Source organism: Echinicola soli (assembly GCF_006575665.1).
GTDB lineage: Bacteria > Bacteroidota > Bacteroidia > Cytophagales > Cyclobacteriaceae > Echinicola > Echinicola soli.
Genome location: NZ_CP041253.1, coordinates 1497868 through 1520723 on the forward strand (window position 1 = coordinate 1497868; position 22856 = coordinate 1520723).

19 protein-coding genes are annotated in these 22856 nt (G+C 43.6%); 14 read left to right on the plus strand and 5 right to left on the minus strand.

The window, feature by feature from the left end:
• Nucleotides 1–75: 75 nt before the first annotated feature.
• Nucleotides 76–1302, minus strand: a complete 1227-nt coding sequence (locus FKX85_RS06290; protein ID WP_141613918.1) for a Glu/Leu/Phe/Val dehydrogenase dimerization domain-containing protein — start codon at nucleotides 1300–1302, stop codon at nucleotides 76–78.
• A gap of 375 nt (nucleotides 1303–1677) precedes the next feature.
• The gene (locus FKX85_RS06295; RefSeq protein ID WP_141613919.1) at nucleotides 1678–2754 is read right to left on the minus strand and encodes an anhydro-N-acetylmuramic acid kinase; all 1077 of its coding nucleotides are present in this window, start codon (nucleotides 2752–2754) and stop codon (nucleotides 1678–1680) included.
• Nucleotides 2755–2930: 176 nt separating this feature from the next.
• Here FKX85_RS06295 and FKX85_RS06300 point away from each other — a divergent pair, with 176 nt between their 5' ends.
• The 13 genes from FKX85_RS06300 (at nucleotide 2931) to FKX85_RS06360 (ending at nucleotide 16712) form a co-directional block, all read left to right on the plus strand.
• Nucleotides 2931–3650 carry a type III pantothenate kinase gene (locus tag FKX85_RS06300; RefSeq protein WP_317130672.1) on the plus strand — a complete coding sequence of 240 codons (720 nt, stop codon included), beginning with the start codon at nucleotides 2931–2933 and terminating at the stop codon, nucleotides 3648–3650.
• The gene (locus FKX85_RS06305) at nucleotides 3634–4917 is read left to right on the plus strand and encodes a hypothetical protein (protein WP_141613921.1); all 1284 of its coding nucleotides are present in this window, start codon (nucleotides 3634–3636) and stop codon (nucleotides 4915–4917) included. The genes FKX85_RS06300 and FKX85_RS06305 overlap by 17 nt, the downstream gene beginning before the upstream one ends.
• A gap of 11 nt (nucleotides 4918–4928) precedes the next feature.
• Nucleotides 4929–6233, plus strand: a complete 1305-nt coding sequence (locus FKX85_RS06310; protein WP_141613922.1) for a tetratricopeptide repeat protein — start codon at nucleotides 4929–4931, stop codon at nucleotides 6231–6233.
• Nucleotides 6234–6351: 118 nt separating this feature from the next.
• Nucleotides 6352–6894, plus strand: a complete 543-nt coding sequence (gene lptC, locus FKX85_RS06315; protein ID WP_141613923.1) for an LPS export ABC transporter periplasmic protein LptC — start codon at nucleotides 6352–6354, stop codon at nucleotides 6892–6894.
• Nucleotide 6895: 1 nt separating this feature from the next.
• Nucleotides 6896–7108: a hypothetical protein gene (locus FKX85_RS06320; protein WP_141613924.1), complete on the plus strand. Its 213-nt coding sequence runs from the start codon at nucleotides 6896–6898 to the stop codon at nucleotides 7106–7108.
• Complete coding sequence (locus tag FKX85_RS06325; RefSeq protein ID WP_141613925.1) at nucleotides 7108–8391, plus strand: hemolysin family protein; 1284 nt, start codon at nucleotides 7108–7110, stop codon at nucleotides 8389–8391. The genes FKX85_RS06320 and FKX85_RS06325 overlap by 1 nt, the downstream gene beginning before the upstream one ends.
• 89 nt (nucleotides 8392–8480) lie before the next feature.
• The gene (locus FKX85_RS06330; protein WP_141613926.1) at nucleotides 8481–10589 is read left to right on the plus strand and encodes a peptidylprolyl isomerase; all 2109 of its coding nucleotides are present in this window, start codon (nucleotides 8481–8483) and stop codon (nucleotides 10587–10589) included.
• 110 nt (nucleotides 10590–10699) lie between these two features.
• Nucleotides 10700–10966 carry a DUF493 family protein gene (locus FKX85_RS06335; protein ID WP_168196331.1) on the plus strand — a complete coding sequence of 89 codons (267 nt, stop codon included), beginning with the start codon at nucleotides 10700–10702 and terminating at the stop codon, nucleotides 10964–10966.
• Nucleotides 10967–10976: 10 nt separating this feature from the next.
• Entirely contained in the window at nucleotides 10977–11207 is a 231-nt protein-coding gene (locus FKX85_RS06340; protein WP_141613928.1) for a 4a-hydroxytetrahydrobiopterin dehydratase, read from the plus strand.
• Nucleotides 11207–11893 (plus strand): 16S rRNA (cytidine(1402)-2'-O)-methyltransferase, encoded by a 687-nt coding sequence (rsmI, locus tag FKX85_RS06345; RefSeq protein WP_141613929.1) that lies wholly within the window; start codon nucleotides 11207–11209, stop codon nucleotides 11891–11893. The genes FKX85_RS06340 and rsmI overlap by 1 nt, the downstream gene beginning before the upstream one ends.
• Before the next feature lie 3 nt (nucleotides 11894–11896).
• Nucleotides 11897–12685 (plus strand): inositol monophosphatase family protein, encoded by a 789-nt coding sequence (locus tag FKX85_RS06350; protein ID WP_141613930.1) that lies wholly within the window; start codon nucleotides 11897–11899, stop codon nucleotides 12683–12685.
• A 252-nt stretch (nucleotides 12686–12937) separates the two neighbouring features.
• Nucleotides 12938–13552: an NADPH-dependent F420 reductase gene (locus tag FKX85_RS06355; RefSeq protein ID WP_141613931.1), complete on the plus strand. Its 615-nt coding sequence runs from the start codon at nucleotides 12938–12940 to the stop codon at nucleotides 13550–13552.
• A 163-nt stretch (nucleotides 13553–13715) separates the two neighbouring features.
• Nucleotides 13716–16712 (plus strand): AsmA-like C-terminal region-containing protein, encoded by a 2997-nt coding sequence (locus FKX85_RS06360; RefSeq protein ID WP_141613932.1) that lies wholly within the window; start codon nucleotides 13716–13718, stop codon nucleotides 16710–16712.
• A gap of 110 nt (nucleotides 16713–16822) precedes the next feature.
• Here the strand turns inward: FKX85_RS06360 and FKX85_RS06365 are convergent, their stop codons facing one another.
• From FKX85_RS06365 to FKX85_RS06375, 3 genes are all read right to left on the minus strand, one after another.
• Nucleotides 16823–17395, minus strand: a complete 573-nt coding sequence (locus tag FKX85_RS06365; protein ID WP_229239786.1) for a hypothetical protein — start codon at nucleotides 17393–17395, stop codon at nucleotides 16823–16825.
• Between the two features lie 8 nt (nucleotides 17396–17403).
• Nucleotides 17404–18927 (minus strand): 2,3-bisphosphoglycerate-independent phosphoglycerate mutase, encoded by a 1524-nt coding sequence (gene gpmI / locus FKX85_RS06370; protein ID WP_141613933.1) that lies wholly within the window; start codon nucleotides 18925–18927, stop codon nucleotides 17404–17406.
• 235 nt (nucleotides 18928–19162) lie between these two features.
• Nucleotides 19163–20461, minus strand: coding sequence for a M23 family metallopeptidase (locus FKX85_RS06375; RefSeq protein ID WP_141613934.1), 1299 nt, complete (start codon nucleotides 20459–20461; stop codon nucleotides 19163–19165).
• Nucleotides 20462–20742: 281 nt separating this feature from the next.
• Here FKX85_RS06375 and aspS point away from each other — a divergent pair, with 281 nt between their 5' ends.
• Nucleotides 20743–22497 (plus strand): aspartate--tRNA ligase, encoded by a 1755-nt coding sequence (gene aspS, locus FKX85_RS06380; RefSeq protein ID WP_141613935.1) that lies wholly within the window; start codon nucleotides 20743–20745, stop codon nucleotides 22495–22497.
• Nucleotides 22498–22856: the final 359 nt, after the last annotated feature.

Below are 22856 nucleotides of genomic sequence, written 5' to 3' on the forward strand. Positions count from 1 at the left end.
ACCAAAATAAATTCATATGGTCGGAATAAATTAATTTTTTATTAATCTTTATTCCTGATAAATAGTTTTACATGGTTATACCAGTTGCCGCAACGCTATTTCAAATGATTTTTCAGCAATTCCCGTTTTTGCGGGGTGCTCATCAGCGGTTTTTTTCATTGCCTTGAAGATTGTTTGGCTGACATCTTCAAATATGGCTTGGTCAGTCACTTCACTATGATCTTCCATGAGGTAGGCAAAAGTCCGTGCCATGCCGCAGTTGGCGATGAAATCAGGAATTAGCCCGATCCTCTGGTCAGCTGAAAGTGCTATGGGGCCGACAAAGATCTCCTTGTCAGCAAATGGCACATTGGCACCGCATGAAATTACTTCAAGTCCTCCCGCAACAAGGCGATCCAGCTGAGCCTGTGTGACCAGTCTGGAAGCAGCGGCAGGAATAAATACCTCATGCTCCAGATCCCAGACAATTTGATCCATGGCCTTAAAGGGAATTAATTCATCAGCAACCAGCTTATTGCCTTTTCGGTCCAAGAAAAGCTTTCGTATTTCATCCAGGGCAAATCCGTCTGTATTTATCACCCCCCCTACCTGATCGATGATCCCTACGATTTTGACGCCTTCCACTGCCAAGAAACAGGCCGCCGAAGAGGCGACATTTCCCCAGCCTTGGATGATGGCGCGTTTGCCTTTGAGCACACCGTCCCAAAGCGTGTAATAATGCTTTACTGCTTCAGCCACCCCAAAGCCCGTGATCATATCCGAAACCGTGTATTTTTTTGGGCCGTCAGGAGTATAGTGAGGGTCTTCGAGTACCTTGGATACGCCTTGCCGCAATTGACCGATCTTTCTGATTTTTTGTGGTTCCGTGGCGTGAAAATAGCCGTTCACGATGCCTTCTTGTGGATGCCAGAGCCCGTATGACTCCGTGATGGGTATTACTTCATGTATTTCCTCTATGTTCAGATCCCCTCCAGTGCCATAATAATTCTTCAAGAGGGGCAGGACGGCTTCAAACCATCTTTTAAGGACTTCTTCTTTCCGTGGATCATCGGGATCGAAATTGATCCCAGATTTTGCACCGCCGATGGGAGGGCCCGACACCGTAAATTTTATCTCCATCGTCTTGGCCAAGGATTCCACTTCCCGTCTGTCCAAGCCTATGCGCATTCGTGTGCCCCCTCCTGCCGCTCCGTTTCGGCGGGAATTGATCACTACCCAGCCTTCAGCGTCTGATTCGCTGTCACTCCATTCGAAAACAATTTCAGGTTTCCTGTCCTCAAACCGTTTGAGTAGTTTATCCATACGATAAGAATTATCGGGTTGCACAAAAATATAAAAAATTCATAATTAGGCTATTCTTATAGCTAATCATTGAATGTATTTTGTTAAAAAAGTAAAGACAGGTTATTTTTTGTACTTATAACTTGTAAATTGTATAAAATACGAGTGTTCATGGTTGTTTTATTTGGGTTGTACATTAGGTATGCAGTCTTCCAAAGACCGTAAGATAATCCCATTAATGTAAGAAAAAGTATTCAAATTACCCTGTATTTATTAAAACTCGATGGCAATGGATCGTGTCAAAATTAGCGTTAAGCACCATGAAAAAATATCAAGTAGCAGGAATTAGCGGAAAGAAAAGATGAAGCAAAGCATTTTGGCATTAGCCGTGCTGGGCTAGGGATAGAAGACTCCCCCACAACTGTCCTTTGAGGCACCGGTCACGGAGGCGAAGGTGTTTACCTCATTTTTTAATCTCAACACCCCCAAAAAGGCAAATATCAAAGCTTCCTTAAATTCCACGATGGACCTGTCCGGAACAATGACTTCGGTTTGGTTCCCCAGTTTATTTTGCAGCTGACCAATAAAAAAGGCGTTGTACGCACCTCCTCCTGTGACGAGGAGTTTATGCTTGGTGAGAGGAAAAAGCTGTTGTACCACCCGGGAGATCTGCTCGGTATAGTGCGCTACCAATGTGGCCAAAATATTTTCCACGGTATCATTTTGTTGATTTAGCAAAGGCAAGAATATGCTTTCTATTTCTTCTCTGCCGAGGGATTTGGCTCCCGTATGGGTGTAAAAGTCAATGGCGTTTAGCTGATTGAGAAAAGCAGTGTTTATAATGCCGGCTGCGGCAAGCATGCCTTGGTCATCATACATTAACCCTTTTTTTGCTGCTACTTCATTGAGCAGGAGGTTAAAGGGTGACACATCAAAGGCCATGCGTTGTCCTTGGTGGATCATGGAGATATTGGCAATGCCCCCAAGGTTTAGGCAGCCGTCATATTCAGGGAAGAGATAGTGATCTCCCACAGGTGCCAGTGGAGCCCCTTGTCCATCAAGTGCCACATCGAGACTTCTAAAATCATTGATGACAGGAAGTCCCGCTTTTTCCCTTAAGCTCCAGCCTGAGCCGATCTGTTTGGTCATCTTGAGGTGTGGCTGGTGGAAAACCGTGTGGCCGTGCGAACAGACGATGGCAGGCTTTAATTGGTGCTTTTGACAGAAACCACTTACTTGCTCTCCCATCCATGCTCCGAAATCAACGTCCAGCATGGACAGCTGCTCACCAGAAAGGAGATGTGACCGAAGAAGCCTATGGGCGAGTGTGCCCGGAAACGGTATGGTTTCAGCTTTTAGGATCTTAAAATCCCATCTGTCGTTTTGCTGGAAGCTGCAGTGGGCAATGTCAAGTCCATCGCCAGAGGTTCCGGACATCAATCCGATGGCTTCATACGTCTTGGAGGATTTCATAAGGGTTAAAGTTTGTTAAAAACGAAAGCTTAAAGTTAATTTTAATGAATGTATTTCAAACGGACTTTTTAAAATCCTTAATTTAGGGCCGAAATTCGGGATAATGTTGTTTACAGAAAACATCCTGAATAGTAAGTAAATGTAGCGAGACTTTCGAAGAAGAAGTATTGAAAAATTTGATCATCGATATTGGGAATACGCGTATAAAATCGGCTTTGTTTCATGGCGAAGAGCTGGTGGAGGACTGTGTGGAGGAATATTTGGATGAATTGTTGTTGAAGGTAGGACCATGGGATTTTGATCATGTCCTGGTGAGTTCGGTAAGGTGGTCGAAAAATGAACTGGAAGTGATGCTTCCTTTTTCCTTTTTGTTTTTGGATCGCTCTATGCCCTTGCCGGTCACCAATGCTTATGAGACACCTCACACGCTGGGCTTGGACCGGATAGCTGCAGCAATAGGTGCCCACCGGATGGCCGGCGGATCAGCAGTTCTGAGCATCGACCTGGGCACTTGTATCACATATGATTTTATCGATCACTCAAGTTGCTACCAAGGTGGGGCGATATCCCCGGGCGTACAAATGCGCTTTAAGGCGATGCATGCACAGACAGCACGATTGCCTTTGTTGGAACATGTTCCTTCTGATGGATTTCCACCCCTCATGGGAAATAATACCCAGGAAGGTATGAAAAGCGGTGTTTATTATGGCGTGTATTTCGAAATGGAAGGAATCATTTCCCAGTATCGCAGCCATTACCAAGATTTAAAGGTGTTTATTTGCGGTGGCGATGCTAAATTCTTTGAAAGCTTAACAAAAGACTACATATTTGTAATCCCCAATTTGGTCCTGCACGGATTGAATAGAATTTTAAATTACAATGTCAATACAAACTAGACTGCAACTACTTGGCGTTTTTTGCGCCATCTTCATACTTACACAGGCAAAAGGACAAGTTGGTTCTTCCACATACAGTTCCCTTGGTGTGGGAGATATGAACAATTCTGGCCTTACCCAAAACCAAGCCATGGGAGGACTTGGCATCAGTTATGGGGATGCTTGGTCAGTAAACCAGGTGAACCCTGCCCTGTCCGTGAAGAACAATGTGTTTAATTTCCAGGCGGCTTTTAATTACAAGCGCTATCGGGCTTCTACAGAAAGCAGTTCGTCTACCTTGGATGGGGGAGGGCTGAGCTATGTGACCGTTTCGCTACCTGTCAAGCCAAGAAAATGGACAATCGGGCTGGGCCTGGACCAGGTGAGCACCGTGGATTATGAACATTTGGTCGAATCCCCAGTGGTCAATTCCGAGCTCAATTCGATAAGTAGAATGAGAGGTCGTGGAGGGATCAGTGAGGTTTACCTGAACACTGGTTTCGAGTTATTCAAGAATTTCAATGTAGGCGTACAAGGTTCCTATATTTTTGGCTCCACGATCAAGCATCAGCAGATTACACTGACGAATGAAGACGGGGTGATGGCCGGAGGACAATCAGAATACTACAGCCGACTGACGATTAACGATTTTTCATTTAAAGGCGGTGTTCATTACGCATTGCGCACTGGAGACCGTAGTAGATTGAATTTTGGGGCCATTTATCAGGCTTTTGGTGACCTTAATGGAAAAGTCTTCGCAAAAATGGCCGATATTGGTGAAGCTAGTGATGAGGATTCGGATGGACAGACGATATTTAATAACGAAAGCGGAAATATTTATTTACCTAATAAGTTAGGTTATGGCGTATCTTTCGAAAAAATTAATAAATTTGTGATTGGGCTTGAAGCTCAGCATCAGGATTTTACGCAGTATGAGTCCTTTATAGGAAGAAACGATGATCTCGGAACATCCTTTAAGGTAGGGCTGGGAGGTCAATTTATCCCGGATATTTACTCTATTGAGAGTGTTTTCAAGCGGAGCACTTTCCGTGGGGGTATCGAATTTGAACAGACGCCATATCTTATAGGTGAAAATAAAGTCAATGATATTGGCATTAATTTTGGAGCATCTATTCCTATGAACAGTTTATCTCTGTTAAATTTTGCAGTAAAATTTGGACAGAGAGGTACAACAGACGGTGGCTTAGTCAAGGAGGAATATGTGAAATTTTCTCTTGGATTTTCCATCAATGACAACAGTTGGTTCTACAAAAAAGTATTTGAATAAACGAAACGAGTATGAAAGCTAAATTTGCATTATTTGGGTTATTGTCTTTTGTTTTCGTGGGCTTGGCTCAGGCTCAGGAGGGATGGAATTGGCCTTCTGACAAAAAAATGGAAGCAAAAGCTAGGGAGTACAACGCTGCCTACAACGATTACATGAAAGCGGATCAATTTATCCAAGCTACGAAACCACTTCACTGGCTATTGGTAAATGCCCCCGATCTAAACGAAGCCATCTATATCAATGGCATTACTGTTTACGATGGTGCTTCAAAAGAGACGACAGACGAAGCACAGAAGAAGATTTACCAAGATTCTGTAATGACGATATATAATCTACGCGGCGAAAAATACGACAATACTGCCAGCTGGATCGAAAACCAAGCTTATTATGCCTATAATTATTACAGAGGCGACAAGGAAAAAGTAGGGGATGCTGCTGCATACTTTGCCAAAGACATCGAACTTAATGGTGAAATCAATACTGCTGGATTAGTACCTGCGTACTTTGACTTGGTATACAGAAATTACGCCTATAACCAAGCATATTCTGATGAAGAAGTGCTGGATATATACGATGGGCTTTATGCCAGATTGGACAAAGCGGAAGCTGCAGGTGAAGATGTCTCCGGACAAAAGACCACTTTGGACCAGATTCTTGTAAACATGGAAATCATCGACTGTGATTTTATCCAAAACAAGCTGGCTCCACAAATGATAGCAAATCCAAGCGATATTACATTGGCCAAGAGAGTATTCCAGTACTCTGTACAGTACAAGTGTACTTCTTCAGAAGCCTTTACCAAGGCACTGGAAATCGTGGATAACGATAGCCCTACTTTCTCTACTTCCCAAGTAAGAGGTATGCGGGCCATGCAAAGTAAGGAACATGCCAAGGCCGAAAAATTATTTACCAAAGCATTGGAACTGGCAGAAAATGATAATCAACGGGCGGAAGTATATTATGACCTTGCCAAAGCCCAGGCACAACAGGGCAAGAAGTCAACTGCTCGCCAATCTGCACTAAAGGTGCTGGACTTTGACTCTTCCAAAACAGCTGATGTATGGAACTTTGTCGGTAGCTTGTACATGGGCTCATCCAACGACTGTAGAGGTGGACAGAGCCGTGTGAAAGATTACTCTGTATTCATCGCTGCTTATGAAGCATTTGCCAAAGCTGGTAACAACTCAGGAATGGCCAATGCCAAAGCAAGATTCCCTTCCAAAGAGGAGCTGTTTACAGAAGGCTACCAAGAAGGCCAAACGATCAATACTGGATGTTGGGTCGGTCAATCAGTGACCCTTAGAACAAGAGATTAATGAGGTCATTTAGTCAATGACAATAGTCAACTATGAAAAGGCGGTTCACGAAACCGCCTTTTTTTTATTCCCCACTGAGTAATAGGGATTAACCCGATTTTATTGATAAATTTGCTGCATGATTAGGAATCTGGTAATAGTGTTTTTGACGGTAATGGCAGGATTTTCCTGTAGGGAAAGTGTGGACACAAGCCAGCTGGAAGATTATAATGGCCCTATGAGGATAACTACCGATATGGAAGTATTCAGGAGTGACTCGGCAGTGGTGCGTATCAAACTTACTGCGGGTAAACAACTGGTCTTTGATAATCAGGACATGGAGTTTCCGGATGGGATACAGATTCATTTTTTTGATGTAGAAGGGAAGCTTACCTCTACGATCAGGGCTGATAAGGCCTATTATGATAACAAGACCAAGTTGTATAGGGGAGAAGGGGACGTAAGGGTCCACAATATGGAAAAGGGAGATAAACTGAATACAGAGGAGCTGTTTTGGAATGAACGAAAAGAGATTATTTTTACAGAGAAGTTTTTCACCATTGAAAAAGCCGACGAGACACTGATCAAGGGCACTGGCCTTGAGTCAGATCAGTCTTTCAGTAATTATACATTATACAATATAGTAGACAGCCGATTGCCAATACAGGAAGGGGAAGAATAGTATGAGATTAAAAGGAATTATTTTGCTGTCACTGTCAGCAGCGCTGGTTATTATTGGTACACATCTGACGATGACGCAGGGGATTACCTTTTCTTATCCTGTGTTTATGTTTGCGGTGGCGTTGCTGTTTTGGTATAAGTACTTAAAGACCAAGTGGGCAGAGCAAGACGAGCAATCATCTCAAGGTGAAATGGGTAAGAAAAAGCGCAAATAATGGAATATCAGTACCTTGTTTATGTTTTGATCACCTTAATGTTTTCGGCCTTGTTTTCTGGTTTGGAAATAGCGTTTGTGTCAGCTAACAAGCTTCACATAGAGCTTCAGAATAAGCAAGGGGATTTCACGGGGAAGGTGTTAGCGGGATTTATGAAAAATCCAGGCCAGTTTATTGGTACCACCCTTCTGGGTAATACCGTCTCACTGGTAGTTTATGGTATTTTTATGGCCTATTTGCTAGAGCCGTCCATTGCCCATTACCTACAGTATTTGCCAGACGGCTTAGATGGTCTGAACAATCAGGTGACGGTCATGCTTATCCAGACGGTGCTATCCACTTTGATCGTGCTGATCACTGCGGAGTTTATCCCTAAGAGCATATTCATGCTGAACCCGAATAACCTGCTTAGCTTTTTTGCCCTTCCATTTATGATCATCTATTATATGATGTATCCTATTGTGTGGCTGGTAGTGGGCATGTCACGGTTTTTTATCACCCGGATTTTGGGCTTGGATTATAGCGAAGACCGGCCTGTCTTCAAAATAACTGACCTGAACAGTTTTATACAAAACAACTTGGAGACAGAAGGTGATGATGCTACCGATATCGATACTAAGATTTTTGACAATGCCGTAGAGTTCAAGAAAGTAAAGGCCAGAGACTGCATGGTCCCCAGGACAGATATCGTGGCCGTGGATGTGCAGGACAGCATTGAGGAGCTCAAGTCCACCTTTATGGAAAGTGGGCATTCGAAGATCATCGTTTACAAGGAGAACATCGACGATGTGATCGGTTATTGCCACCACTTGGAGCTTTTTAAGAAGCCCAAGGAAATTAATGACATCCTTACCCCTATCATCATTGTTCCGGAGACCGCGCTGGTCAACGAGCTTTTGATACAATTTATCTCTGAGCGAAAAAGCTTGGCACTGGTAGTGGATGAATTTGGCGGTACCAGTGGAATTGTCAGTATGGAAGATATCATCGAAGAGATTTTTGGTGAGATCGAAGACGAGTATGATAACGACGACCTGATCGAGCAGGAGCTCTCGGATGACGAGTACCTCCTTAGTGCCCGACATGAAGTCGATTATCTCAATGAAAAGTACGATTGGAATTTACCTGAGGGAGATTATGACACCTTATCAGGTTTTATCCTGTCCATAACAGAAAATATCCCCAAAAAAGGAGAGTCTGCGGTGTACGGACCATTTACTTTTACGGTAGTTTCCAAGCAGGAGCACCGAATTGATACAGTGAAACTTAAAATAAATACGTAAGTGAAGTGAAGAAGTGATTATTGGGGGCGATAATATTTTGAATTTACCGCCAGATGTAATTATTTTGCGACACTTCAAAAACTAGAAGAATGGCTTTAATAAAAGAAATTAGACAGAGAACAGGTCTTGCAATCGGAGTGATTGCGGTAGGGTTGATACTTTTCCTGGTAGGAGGAGATTTATTGGGCCCAAATTCAATGCTCTTAGGTGGTAGAGATACCGTGGTGGGAGAAATCAATGGGGAAGAAATTTCCTATGACGAATATATCGCACAGGTGGAGCGGTTTAAGCAAAATTATGTGCAAAACACCGGGCGAAATCCAACGGAAAATGAAATGAACAGTGTGCGTGAGCAAGCATGGCAAGCCATGGTGGTGAAGCGTGTATTCTCAGAGCAGTATGAGGAACTGGGTATGACCATCTCTGATGCTGAGTTGGTAGATATGGTACAAGGTAAAAACATCGTAGCCGAGCTTCGCCAACAACTTACCAATCCGGAAACCGGACAGTTTGATCGCCAGCAGTTGATCTCTTTCTTACAATCTTTGGAATCTGCTTCTCCTCAGCAACGTGCTTTCTGGGCACAGCAAGAGCAGACTTTTGCCGATTCCAGGTTACGTATTAAGTATGACAACTTGCTTTCATCATCATCTTATGCTACCAAGGAACAAGGAGCGATGCAATATAAGATGCAAAACAGCATTGCGGATATTGAGCACTTGTTTGTTCCTTATTATGCGGTTTCTGATTCTGCCGTGAACATTACAGATGCGGACCTTGAGGCGTATCTTTCTGAAAACAGAGAGGAATTCGAAGCGCAGAACACGCGGGATCTTTCCTATGTGACGTTTAATCTTTATCCAAATGGTGAGGATTCTGCGGCGGTGATCAGTGAGATCAGCCAATTGACCGAGGAGCTTCGTGCTGCTGATAACGATTCTGTTTTTGTACTGAGGAACTCAGAAATATCCAACCCATACAGAACCTTCCTTCCTGGACAGACGCTTCCAGCTGATTTTACATCAAATGTGGAAGAGCCTGAAGTAGGTACTGTTTACGGGCCATTCATTACCAATAGAAGTACCTATGTGAGCTATAAGCTTTCTGAGAAATATGAGGGCACTCCACGCATGAGAGCAAGTCATATACTTTTCAGCACGCAGGGTATGGACGATGCTGCGAAAGCAGATGTGAGATCCCAGGCGGAGACGGTATTGGCCCAATTGGAAGAAGGAGGAAACTTCTTTGCTGCTGCGCAGCAATATGGACAGGACGGTACCGCCCAACGTGGTGGTGACTTGGGATGGTTTGCAAAGGAAGACTTTGTGGAGCCTTTTGCCGATGCGGTATTTGTAAGGAAAGAAACCGGGCTTATCGGTAAACTGATCGAAACCGAATATGGCTTTCATATCATTAATGTGACAGCACTGCCAAAAACTGAAGTGGTGAAAATCGCAGTACTGGAGAAAGAACTTGTGCCAAGTGATGCCACTAGAAATGAGGTGTTCAGAGACGCTGACATGTTTGCAGCCAACACCGGCAATGCCGATCAATTCGAGACCAATGCCAAGGAGGAAGGGTATCGTGTTATGGATGCGAGTGGCCTCGCTACCAATGCCAGGTCTATCAATAATCTTACAGGTGCCAGAGAAGTGGTAAGATGGGCCTTTAATGATGCTTCGGTAGGAAGTGTTTCACAGGTGTTTGAATTGGAAAATGCCTATGTGGTAGCCCTGCTGAAAGGTAAGACGGAAGAAGGCGACGTGGAGCTGAACCAAGTAAGAGGCGTGGTGAAGGATGAAGTGCTGAGGAAAAAGAAATTTGAAATGATAGCCGAAAAACTTTCCGGAAAGGAAAGCTTACAGGACATGAAAGCAGTATTCCCAAATGAAGCCTCTATAGGTACTGCTCCAAGCTTAAAATTAAGTGAAAACACCATTCCTGGTATCGGCTATGCGCCAAAAGCAGTAGGTGCGGTGTTTGGATTGGAGACAGGGGAATTTACCCAGCCTATAAAAGAAGATATTGGAGTGATCGTGGCCAAACTTAACAGCAAGACGCCAGCAGGTGAAGTCGCTGACTATACCATGTACCAAAATCAGCTGCAGGCCAACGAGCAACAGCGTACAGCTTATATGATCATGATGGCTGCTGAGGAATTGGCAGAAGTGAAGGATTATAGGTATAAATTCTTCTAAGAAGATACCATTATAGATTGAAATCCCATTCTCCTTTGAGAATGGGATTTTCTTGTTTATGGATTTAATTTTTTATCTGTCGTGTTAATACAGTAAATTCGACTATTATGATGAAGAGGGAATTTAATAAGGCCGCTTTCAAAGAGAAACTTGATGAGCAAACCAGTTTCCCAGCGCTTTATATGTTTAAATTTATCGTTCCAAGTGGTAAGGAAGATGAAGTGAAAGATTTGCTGCCCAAGCATGAAGTGATCTTTAAGGAATCGGCAAAAGGCACCTATGTCAGTGCTACCATTAAGGCAATGATGAAGGACAGCCAGTCGATTGTAGATGTTTATGAGCGGGCAGCCAAAATAGAAGGAATTATTTCGCTATAAAAATTATGCTATGTGGGAAGAGAAAAATGATCAACTTGTAAGGGAATTCGAATTTTCAGATTTTCAGGAGGCATTTGCTTTTATGACCAGGGTAGCCTTCTTGGCAGAAGGACAAGGCCATCATCCCAACTGGAGCAATGTGTATAATAAAGTGACCATAGCCCTGACGAGCCATGATGCTGGAAATAAGGTCACCGAGAAAGATAGAAAACTGGCCTCGGCCATCGATAAGCTGATCTGATGACCGAGGACATAAAGCCGCACCTTTATTTGGTGCCCACTCCCATTGGTAATCTTCAGGACATTACCCTGCGGGCAATAGAGGTGCTCCGAAGTGTAGATGTAATTTTGGCAGAAGATACACGAACCACTGGGAAATTACTAAAGCATCTGGAAATCCAGCGACCCCTTCAGAGCTACCATATTTTTAATGAGCACAAGACCGTAGAGAAGCTGGTGGCGCGAATGGAAGCAGGAGAGCAGTTTGCATTGGTGAGTGACGCGGGTACACCGGCCATATCAGATCCTGGATTCCTGCTGGTGAGGGCCGCCAGGGAAGCGAAGCTGGAGGTAAATTGTTTGCCCGGAGCGACAGCATTTGTGCCGGCATTGGTAAACTCAGCACTTCCTAACGATCGATTTGTCTTTGAAGGTTTTTTGCCTCATAAAAAAGGACGAAAAACCAGGATCGAAAATCTACTGGAAGAACAGCGAACCATGATATTTTATGAATCGCCCCATCGGCTCTTAAAAACACTTCTTCAATTTAAGGAGGCTTTTGGTGAGGACAGACTGGTCTGTGTCTCCAGGGAACTCACCAAAATGTATGAAGAAAACATTAGGGGAACCTTGGAAGAGCTTATTGCCTATTATCAAGAGAACACTATAAAAGGAGAAATAGTAATCACAGTAGCAGGAAAGAACTAACTAATGGAAATAAGCACACTTTTAGACAACACCATTGCCATAGCGAGAGAAGCTGGCGCTTTTATCAGAAGAGAGAGACAGAGCTTTGACCTTAATAAGGTAGAGCACAAAGGGTTTAATGACTTGGTATCTTATGTGGATAAGGAGGCCGAAAAGATCGTGGTGAGCGGACTCCAGGAAATTTTGCCTGAAGCTGGATTTATCACCGAAGAGGGCACAATCAGCAAGGATGGAGAAGTTTACAATTGGATCGTAGACCCTTTGGATGGAACCACCAATTTTGTTCACGGTGTACCTGTGTTTTCTGTGAGCATTGCCCTCATGCAGGACGGGGAAATCGTGCTTGGAGTAGTTTACGAGGTCAATAACAATGAATGCTTTTACGCGACCAAGGGCGGTGGTGCATTCTGTAATGACACCCCTATTTGCGTTAGCCCGACCCCTTCCCTGTCCGCGGGTCTGATTGCAACAGGATTCCCTTACAGTGCTTTCGAGGAGGTGGATAAATACTTGGGCTTGCTGAAGGACATTATCCAGCATTCGCATGGGGTACGACGTATCGGAAGTGCGGCAGTGGACCTTTGCTACGTGGCAGCTGGAAGAATGGATGGGTATTTTGAGTATAACCTTAATTCCTATGATGTGGCTGGTGGTGTGATAATTCTACAGGAAGCGGGAGGTAAAGTGACTGATTTCAGTGGTGGTGATGATTACATCTTTGGGCGAGAATTGGTAGGCAGTAACGAAAAGATCCATGAGGAATTGTTGGGAACGGTTAGAAATCACTGGTAAAAAGTGTAGGAAAAACAGTTTTTAAAGCCTGTTTTTGGTTCTTTGCCTAAAGTAAAATGTATTGTGCTTATTTTCAGATAATTAGGTGTGAAAATGTTTGGTCTAGAACAATTTTTTTTTTAGTTTTCATATGATTGCACAAGTGGCTAATACCAGTTGTGCAAATCACCCAACTTCTTTCCCCTCACCAAGGAAAGAAACCCACACCTTTTTCGTTAAAACTATACAGGATATTTTAAAGACCGCGTAAGCATGACGTTAGGAATTATTGGAGGAACAAAATTGTCAGTGACTTTAGGGAATAAATATATTTCCCGAGGTATAGAAGTTGTATTTGGAGTAAGGGAGGAGTTTGAAGCCAGGCAAATAGAATGGAAGATTCTAAAGATGCAAAAGGACAAAGTATTTGGCTATTGCGAAGCAATGGACAAGGCTGATGTCATCATGGTCTGTTGTGAAAACGAATTCTTGCCTTTGGTATGCAAATGTCTTTCGAGATTGGAAACAAAAGACAAATTAGTCTTGGACTGCACCAATGGAAAGTATAATCCGAATTTCGGATGTAATACCAGGTATATTCAAGAAAAATCAGGTTATAAACGTGTATTGAAGGGATTTAACAATCTAGGACTAGATTATCCTAAATCCGATCCACTAGAACTGGTTAAGGAAACCTATTTCTGTGGAGACAATGATTTTGACAAATACCGCGTAAAAAAGCTGATCGAATTGATAGGTTTTAAAGCCATCGATGCTGGGGGGCTTGATAATGCACCTCTGCTCGAAGCTTTTTATCACCTCAGAAAACAGATTACCCATTTCAAAAAGGAAAATGTGGACTACCATTTTAAGTTAATGTCCGTATAATCCCGTAAATAAGGGTTAAAAGCATAAAATTTCAGGTTTAGGGAACATTAGTGTGTTCCCTTTTTTATTGAGGCATCAAATTTGATAACTTTGTAACAGTCTTGCTGGTTATCATATTTTTAGTTCCAGGCAAGGAACATGTATCACTAATTTTGACATTGCTATGAAAAAGACCCTGATTATCATATTGTCCGTTTTTGCTTTTTTGCTTGTGGTGCTAATCGCCACTCCTTTTATTTTCAAAGATAAGATCGTGGAAAGGATCGACAAGGAAATAGCCAATGCCGTGGATGCACAGGTTTATTATGATGTGGATCAGATTGGCCTGAGTGTCCTGAAGCGCTTTCCCAATATTTCTGCGACTGTAAATGAATTTGGTGTGCGTGGTAATGCGCCCTTTGAAGGTGATACCCTGGCCCATATCAATAACTTTCAAATTGACTTTAATCTTATGTCGGTGATTTTTGGGGACTATCCGGAGCTGACAGGATTGCACCTGAAAGGGGGGAGCATTTATGTGAAAGTGCTGGAAGATGGTACGGCTAATTACGACATCGCCAAGGATACGGGAGAACCTACAGTTCCCGAAGAACCTTCAAATTTCAAATTGGGCATTGATCTGATGGAAATAGAAGATGTCAATTTTGTCTACGACGATCGGCAGTTAAAATACTTCATGGCACTGGAGGATTTTGACATGGAAGGCTATGGTGACTTTACTACCGATGTGTATGGTCTGGATGGAAAGATCCAGACCAATATCGTGCGGATGGATTTTGAAGAGGTCAACTATTTGACCAATAAAGTCTTTACGGCTGATACGGAGATCCAAGTGGACATGAACCAAATGAAGTTTACTTTCGGTGAGGGACAGTTTGGTCTGAATGAATTTTTGTTTGGCATAGATGGCTTTCTGGCCATGCCTTCCGAAGACATAGAGTTTGACCTTACCTTCGAAGGAAGGGAAAATACCTTCAAAAGTGTCCTCTCATTAGTACCAGGGGTGTATACGGAGTCTTTTGATGGAATCAAGACTTCTGGGACCATGGATTTTGGCGGTTATTTTAAGGGGACTTATAGCGAAACCCAGTTTCCGGCTTTTGACATTGGTCTGAAGGTAACTGATGGGATGTTTCAGTATCCCGATTTGCCAAAACCTGTCAGCAACATCAATGTGGACATGTCTGTGAAAAATGAAACCAATAACCTGGATAACACACAAGTCAATATTCCTGCATTCAACCTTAATTTCGGTTCCAATCCCGTTTCGGGAAGGTTATTGCTGGAGAATTTGGTGACTTATGATATTGATGGAGCGCTCAAAGGGAAACTGAACCTAGAGGAGCTCACGTCTATCTTCCCAATAGAAGGCATGGAACTGAAGGGGATATTGGATGTGGATGCTGCCGCCAAAGGCCGCTATGACAGCGTAGCGAAGATCATCCCAGCCATTGATGCCAAGATGACCCTTACCAATGGCTATGTGAAAAGCGAGGAGTACCCTGCACCCATCGAAGAGCTGAACGTGCATACTATTATCGTCAATAATAGCGGTAAGATGAATGATTTCTTAGTGGACTTGTCCAAGTTTGGCTTTAAGCTCGAAGGGGAAGAAGTCAATGGCAATATGGCCATCAGGGATTTGGAAGAGCTCAACTGGGATGGCTCTATTCACGGATCGGTGGATCTTGGTAAGATCAGTAAGATCTTCCCGATGGAAGAAGTGATCATGGACGGCAAGGTAAAAGCCGATATTGACACAAAAGGAAGCTATGCCGATGTGGAAGCGGAACGGTATAATCGCCTGGATACCCGGGGACAAGTAAGCCTTACGGATTTTTATTACACCGATAAGGACCTTCCCCAAGGTGTTCGCATCCATGAAGCCACAGGGGACTTTAGCCCTCAGGCGATCAACTTAACTAGTTTTGACGCAAGGCTAGGCGAAAGCCCCGTGAAAGCCAATGGTAGCTTGGCCAACTATATTGCTTATGTCTTTGAGGAAAATGAAGTACTTTCAGGAAAGCTCAATATCAGCTCTACCAAGTTCAATATTAATGAGTGGATGACCGAAAGCGAATCTACAACGGCGGATACCACCGAGCTTCAACTTATCGAATTGCCCCAGAACATTGATTTTACGATGAATGTTCAGGCAGATGAAGTGCTCTATGATGATTTGGTGTTCAGTGATGCGAAAGGGACAATGACCCTTAAGAATGGTATTTTGACGTTTAAGGATGCCGGGATGCGGACACTGGGAGGTCAGTTGACTCTGAATGGAGCATACAATACCCAGGACATCAAAGATCCGAAGTTCAATATGGACTTCAATGTCATTGCCATGAGTATTCAGGAGGCCTTTAAGTATTTTAATACCGTGAAAGCCTTTGTCCCAATCGCACAGCACTTGGATGGGGATTTTACGACCAACTTCTCCCTGTCAGGAAATTTGGGCCAAGACATGATGCCGGTGCTTTCATCATTGGATGGTAGCGGACTGATCAAAGTGGCCCAGGCAGCCCTTCAAAATAGCCAGATTGTAAATGGCATTACTTCACTTACCAAGCTCAAGAATGGCAATACCATCAATCTCAAGGATATCAACCTACAAGCTGCCATAAAAGATGGTATGCTGGAAGTCCAGCCATTTAATGTGAAATTGTGGGATTATGAGGCTAAAATACAAGGTAGCACTGGCTTCGATGGCAGTGTGAATTACTTGATCAACATGCAGGTGCCTGCTGGTAAGTTGGGAAGCCAAGCTAATAATCTGCTGGCGGGTATCGCAGGTACAGAGGCCACAGGAGATACCAAAATACCTGTTGCCATTAATTTGGGTGGGACATATTCTTCGCCAAAGGTGAGTTTGGCGGGAGGAGATAGCATGGAGGCCATGCTTACCAATGCATTGAAATCCCGCGCGTCGGCTGAGGGCAAAAAGCTTCAAGACCAAGCCCAAGAGCAGTTTAAGGCTCATGAGGACAGTGCTAAGCAGGAGATGAAGGCCAAGGCTGAAGCAGCCCAAGACAGCGCAAAAAAAGAATTGAATAAAAAGGTCGAGGAAGCACAAAATAAAGCAGCAGATGAAGTGAAAGATGCTTTGAAAGGACTCTTCGGCAAGTCGAAATCCAAAACGGACACGACCAAGAATAATTAATCAAAAGTATATACAGGAAATTGTTGATGCTTTGTCCTGTGGGTTTAAAACCAAAAAGGGCTACAACTGAGATCAGTTGTAGCCCTTTTTGGTTCTTTAAGTATATCATCTTACTCCACTACATTTCCTTTTACCGCGATTTCATTAGGAGATAGAAACCAGACTTTTTGTGTGCCTTCCACCGAATAAGTAGAGATTAACCCACTGGATTCATCGATTTTCAGGGTGCCTGTGGTGCTGGATTCATAAAAGAAGTTCTCAGATTCGGCGACAAAGGTCACCTGCTTCACTTTGTCATTGGCTGAGGACTGGTATGTCACTCTAATCTCCTTGATGTTTCCTTTGGCTTCGGGCTTTAGGAGGTAGCGTTTTTCCTTTCCTTTTTTCTGCTCTTCATAGGCTGTTGAATTAGCGGCTTTATTGATGTCCGCTTGAATGAAGGCATCGAGCTCTTTTCGCCATTGTTCTTTATTGAGGACCACTTCCGTAGATGCTTCTTCACCGTTGATCATGGTGATTTTATGGACTTTATGGTCTTTCAGCTCATCGAGCTGGTTGATCACAAAACTTTTGAGCGGAAAATATTTGTCTATTTGGGTCGGATTTGCCAAGGGCTGCTCTTCTCCTTCATTGCAGGAAAAAAGCAGCCCTAGCATCAGTAGTAATGAAAATAACTTTTTCAAAAGACTTTTTATTTTAGCAACACATCACCAGTCATTTCTGCAGGGATGTCTACACCTATCATTTTTAGAATAGTAGGCGCAAGGTCTCCCAACTTCCCGTCATTCACTTCCAACTGGTCTTTCTTGTCAACCATAATACACGGAACTAAGTTCGTGGTGTGTGCAGTATTTGGTGTACCGTCTTCATTGAGCATTTTGTCACTATTGCCATGATCGGCGATGACGATGATAGAATAATCATTTTTCAGGGCAGTGGAGATGACAGAATTGGTGCATTCATCTACTGCCTCACAGGCTTTTACAGCTGCTTCAAATACGCCTGTATGACCGACCATGTCCGCATTGGCAAAATTAAGGCAAACGAAATCCGTTTCTCTTTTGTCGAGCTCAACATTGATCTTTTTGGCAATTTCGTATGCGCTCATTTCTGGCTGAAGGTCATAGGTAGCTACCTTGGGTGAGCTGCAGAGTATGCGGGATTCTCCCTCAAATTCTGATTCACGGCCTCCGCTGAAAAAGAAGGTAACATGCGGGTATTTCTCCGTTTCGGCAATTCTGATTTGTTTTTTGCCACTTTTGGCCAAGACTTCACCGAGGGTATTTTTGAGGTTGTCCTTTTCGAAAATGACAGAAACTCCTTTAAAGGTCTCGTCATAATTGGTAAATGTCACATAGTGCAGGTCGAGCTTTTTCATCTTGTAATCTTCGAGATCCTGCTGTGTCAGTACTTGGGTTATTTCACGTCCTCTATCCGTACGGAAATTGAAACAGATCACCACATCCCCTTCTTCGATCGAAGCGATGGCCTTACCTTTTTCATCTACTTGAACAATTGGCCGGATAAATTCATCAGTGACGCCATTGGCATAAGACTTACGGATGGCCGCTGGTAGGTCTTTGGATTTTTCACCTTCTCCCAGCACCATGGCATCATACGCCAATTTTACCCTTTCCCAGCGCTTATCACGGTCCATGGCATAATAACGGCCAATAACGGAAGCTACCTTGCCTACAGATTGTTCACAATGGCGCTCAAGGTCTTCCAAGAAGCCGAGCCCACTTTTGGGGTCAGTGTCCCTTCCATCGGTAAAGGCATGGATGTAAGGCTCTTCGATGCCATTGGCCTTGGCGGCATCACAGAGGCCTTTTAGGTGTTTAATATGGGCGTGCACACCTCCATCAGATACTAACCCGATAAAATGTACCTTTTTTTGGTTTTCTTTTGCTGTGGCAAAAGCTTCCTTCAAAATTGGATTGTCCTTTAGATCCCCTTCTTCGACAGCTTTATTGATTTTTACCAAATCTTGGTAAACAACTCTTCCGGCACCGATATTCATATGCCCTACTTCTGAGTTGCCCATCTGTCCCTCTGGTAAGCCCACCGCCAAGCCAGAAGCATCCAATTTGGCGTGTGGATATTTTTCAAAAAGACTGTCGATAAATGGCGTGTTTGCCTTGTCAATCGCAGAAACTTCAGGGTTGGTGGCCAAGCCCCAACCATCCAAAATCATTAGTAAAACTTTTTTATCCATGAGGCAAATATAAAGATTTTAAATACAATGATAGAAAATTACTTTGATTCTGTAGCATAGAAAAGGGACTAATAAAGAGGTACCACTATTAAACGGAACGGATTAGTTAATAAGCAGTCTTTTGTAAACGATTAATAATGATATTTAGTACCATTTTTTTATTGCTCTAATAATAAAAAGGAGGCTGCCCATTGATAATGGGCAGCCTCCTTAAGGGTTCTTTATTAGGAATAAATCACTCAGTGGCTTGCGTGATCAGCTTGTCTTCTGGATTCTCTTGGTAAGGAATCGAAGCCAATTGATCGGTTTTTTCTGTTTTCACCCGTTCAAAAGCCATTACATTATCCTTTAAGATCGGGTCGGATGGTGGGATGTCTTCTTTTAGCCAATCTACCTGCTTTCCATGCTTCCAAAATCTGAAGCACAAGTGCGGCCCTGTAGCCAAGCCGGTGCTTCCCACGTAACCAATGACCTGACCTTGTTTTACACGTACGCCATTGCGAATGCCGGAGGCGATTTTGGACATGTGCAGGTATTGGGTGGTGTAAGTGCCATTATGTTTTACTTTGACATAATTCCCGTTGCCTCCTGTGTAGCTGGCGGCGATGATGGTACCATCACCTACTGATCGGATCTCTGTTCCTCTCGGTGCTGCGTAATCCGTCCCCAAGTGGGCCTTGTAGCGTTTTTGAACCGGATGGTATCTTCTCAGGTTATATCGGGAGCTGATTCTGGTAAATTTCACGGGGTCTCGAAGGAAAGCCTTTTTGAAACTATTGCCTTCCAGGTCAAAGAAGGATACCTGGCCGTTTTGCTCAAAAGGAATGGCATAATAGGGCTCGCCCATATGTTCAAAATAGGCGACTTCGATGGGTTCGATGCCGACTACTTGGCCATCAACTACTTTTTCATTGTACACCACTTTGTATTTGTCGCCTTTTTGGAGGCGCTGAAAGTCCACGCTCCAGCCGTAAAGGTCCGCAAATTCATCGATAAGGTCTGGTGTGATGCCTTGCTCGGTCATATTGACGTAAAGGGAAGAGGTGATTCTGCCAGCGATTTCCCTTTTGCGTATTTCTACCGGTTTTGCTTCTTTGTAAATGTCCTTGCCGTCTAATTTGTATACTACAAACTCTGCGGCGTTAGGTTCGTAAATAAAAAATTCTGCTGTGGAGCTGCTATCTTTAGAGGTGAGTACGGTGTATTTTTTATTGAAGGCAATCTTGCGAACATCAAAAATATCTTTTGATTTCCTGGCGATTTGATCGATGATCTGGTAGGGCACGTCAAAGGGCGCCAAAATCGTGGATAAGGTTTGGTTTCTGGCTACTTTTCCCTCTACTATATCCAGTTCGTTTACATTAATTCCATAGAGTAAACTCTCTTCCTTAACCGCTTCGTTCTCTTCTATTTCTATTGCGGTTACTTCTGCATCTACAACTTCACGCTGAGGCTTTAGCTTGGTTTCGTACAAGCCATAACCCGCTGCCGTCAGCAACACGATTCCTGCTGCTGCGATCCATGTCTTCTTCATTCCCTAATGTTGATTTTTGGTAATTAAAATGATCTTGTAATAAGTTTAAATTTTGGTCAAATAGCAAGAAGTTCAGCCATTTTTTACTTTCAATTGGGCGTTTTTGCTAAATCTTTAGATATTAACGAAATAAAAAGGTGTGGATTGTGTTTATAAAGGCGATATTTTTAGGTTTAAATTACAAATAGGCAGAAAAAAAACAGGATACTTTTTGTCATAATAGTAAACTGTGGATCGAATTATTATCTTTGGCGACTGGTATTGAATTAAAAATTAAAAATATGCTAAGAACACATACTTGTGGGGAATTGCGGATAGGAGATGTGGGCGAAGAAGTGACCCTTTCCGGATGGGTACAACGGGTACGAAACAAAGGTGGTTTGGTATGGGTAGACCTACGGGACAGATATGGTGTTACCCAACTGATTTTTGAGGAAGGTTCCAGTGATCAGGTGCTGCTGGAGAAAGCCGCTTCACTGGGACGTGAATTCGTCATCCAGGCCGCAGGTGAGGTGATCGAGCGAACTTCCAAAAACAATAAAATCCCAACGGGAGAAATAGAGGTGAAGACGACTTCACTGGAAGTGCTGAATGCCGCCAAGGTGCCTCCATTTGTGATTGAAGATGAAACGGACGGTGGGGAAGACCTTCGGATGAAGTACCGTTATTTGGACTTGAGGAGAAGGATTGTGCGCGAAAAACTTCAGTTGAGGCACCGCATGATGCAGGAAACACGGAAGTTCATGGACGGCTTGGACTTCATGGAAGTAGAAACTCCCGTACTGATCAAGTCCACCCCTGAAGGTGCACGGGACTTTTTGGTGCCAAGCCGAATCAATGAAGGAGAATTCTATGCATTGCCACAATCGCCACAGACTTTTAAGCAGTTGTTGATGGTGAGTGGTTTTGACCGGTATTTTCAGATTGTAAAATGTTTCCGCGATGAGGATCTGCGAGCAGATCGTCAGCCAGAGTTCACACAGATTGACTGTGAGATGTCCTTTGTGGAGCAGGAAGATATTCTAACGACCTTCGAAGGCCTGGTAAGGCATCTCTTTACGACGGTGAAGAAGGTAGACCTTGGGGAAGTGGAAAGAATGACTTTTGCTGATGCCATGAAATACTATGGTAACGATAAGCCTGATCTCCGTTTCGATATGAAATTCGTAGAACTCAATGATGTGGCCCAGAACAAGGGCTTTAAGATATTTGATGAGGCGGAATTGGTAGTAGGGATCGCCGCCCCCGGAGCGGCCAGCTACACCCGAAAGCAAGTAGATGCGTTGACAGAATGGGTGAAACGACCCCAGATCGGTGCCAAAGGCCTGGTGTATGTAAAATGTAACGAAGACGGAAGCTTCAAATCTTCCGTGGACAAGTTTTATAACCAGGAAGACCTCAAGGATTGGGCTGATAAAATGAATGCTCAGCCAGGTGATTTGATACTGGTATTGTCAGGCGACAAAAATGCCACGAGGAAGCAACTTTCTGAGCTAAGGCTAAAAATGGGAAGTGACCTTGGCCTAAGGGATAAAAATGTATTCAAGCCACTTTGGGTATTGGATTTTCCACTGCTGGAGTGGGATGAGGAGACAGAGCGGTTCCATGCGATGCACCACCCCTTCACTTCTCCCAAGGCAGAAGATTTTCCACTGCTGGAAAAAGACCCTGGAGCCGTTCGTGCCAATGCCTATGACTTGGTGATCAATGGTGTGGAAATCGGCGGGGGATCCATTAGGATCCATGACCGCGATACCCAAAAGACCATGTTTAAGCACCTTGGATTTACAGATGAAGAAGCACAGGCACAGTTTGGCTTCTTGATGGAGGCATTTGAATATGGAGCGCCACCACACGGTGGAATTGCCTTTGGCTTTGACCGGCTGTGTGCGATCTTCGGAGGAAGCGATTCGATCAGGGATTACATCGCCTTCCCTAAGAACAATTCAGGAAGAGACGTGATGATCGATTCCCCAAGTGCTATATCAGACGAACAGCTAAAAGAGCTGAGTATTCAACTGGCACTGAAGAAGTAAGATTCCGTTTAATAAATGAGTTTCGCGCAAAGCCGTGGAGTAGCCAAGAAAATCAAATTGGCTACTCCACGGCTTTGCTTTTGATTAGGGGACAAAGTTGATGAAGTGAAAGGCACAATGGAATTTAGCAACCGAACATAAATAACTGTCAACAGTTAAATCATAGAGATCCCAATATGATTACATCATAATAAAACAAATAAAATTATGGTTCTATATGATTTACTATGGGTAAACTGATTGCTAGCGGGTTATGGAGATCGAAGCATCGCGCGGACGGATGAATTTGGGTGCCCATGCTCCTGATGCAGTCGATAATGATATATGTTTTCCGTGCCCATGGTCAGTACCTACGGCAC

What these genes read in the sequence shown, in the direction of transcription:
- FKX85_RS06290 (WP_141613918.1), bottom strand. Translation starts at nt 1,302, where the DNA reads ATGGATAAACTACTCAAACGGTTTGAGGACAGGAAACCTGAAATTGTT.
- FKX85_RS06295 (WP_141613919.1), bottom strand. Translation starts at nt 2,754, where the DNA reads ATGAAATCCTCCAAGACGTATGAAGCCATCGGATTGATGTCCGGAACC.
- FKX85_RS06305 (WP_141613921.1), top strand. Translation starts at nt 3,634, where the DNA reads ATGTCAATACAAACTAGACTGCAACTACTTGGCGTTTTTTGCGCCATC.
- FKX85_RS06310 (WP_141613922.1), top strand. Translation starts at nt 4,929, where the DNA reads ATGAAAGCTAAATTTGCATTATTTGGGTTATTGTCTTTTGTTTTCGTG.
- lptC (WP_141613923.1), top strand. Translation starts at nt 6,352, where the DNA reads ATGATTAGGAATCTGGTAATAGTGTTTTTGACGGTAATGGCAGGATTT.
- FKX85_RS06320 (WP_141613924.1), top strand. Translation starts at nt 6,896, where the DNA reads ATGAGATTAAAAGGAATTATTTTGCTGTCACTGTCAGCAGCGCTGGTT.
- FKX85_RS06325 (WP_141613925.1), top strand. Translation starts at nt 7,108, where the DNA reads ATGGAATATCAGTACCTTGTTTATGTTTTGATCACCTTAATGTTTTCG.
- FKX85_RS06330 (WP_141613926.1), top strand. Translation starts at nt 8,481, where the DNA reads ATGGCTTTAATAAAAGAAATTAGACAGAGAACAGGTCTTGCAATCGGA.
- FKX85_RS06335 (WP_168196331.1), top strand. Translation starts at nt 10,700, where the DNA reads ATGAAGAGGGAATTTAATAAGGCCGCTTTCAAAGAGAAACTTGATGAG.
- FKX85_RS06340 (WP_141613928.1), top strand. Translation starts at nt 10,977, where the DNA reads ATGTGGGAAGAGAAAAATGATCAACTTGTAAGGGAATTCGAATTTTCA.
- rsmI (WP_141613929.1), top strand. Translation starts at nt 11,207, where the DNA reads ATGACCGAGGACATAAAGCCGCACCTTTATTTGGTGCCCACTCCCATT.
- FKX85_RS06350 (WP_141613930.1), top strand. Translation starts at nt 11,897, where the DNA reads ATGGAAATAAGCACACTTTTAGACAACACCATTGCCATAGCGAGAGAA.
- FKX85_RS06355 (WP_141613931.1), top strand. Translation starts at nt 12,938, where the DNA reads ATGACGTTAGGAATTATTGGAGGAACAAAATTGTCAGTGACTTTAGGG.
- FKX85_RS06360 (WP_141613932.1), top strand. Translation starts at nt 13,716, where the DNA reads ATGAAAAAGACCCTGATTATCATATTGTCCGTTTTTGCTTTTTTGCTT.
- gpmI (WP_141613933.1), bottom strand. Translation starts at nt 18,927, where the DNA reads ATGGATAAAAAAGTTTTACTAATGATTTTGGATGGTTGGGGCTTGGCC.
- FKX85_RS06375 (WP_141613934.1), bottom strand. Translation starts at nt 20,461, where the DNA reads ATGAAGAAGACATGGATCGCAGCAGCAGGAATCGTGTTGCTGACGGCA.
- aspS (WP_141613935.1), top strand. Translation starts at nt 20,743, where the DNA reads ATGCTAAGAACACATACTTGTGGGGAATTGCGGATAGGAGATGTGGGC.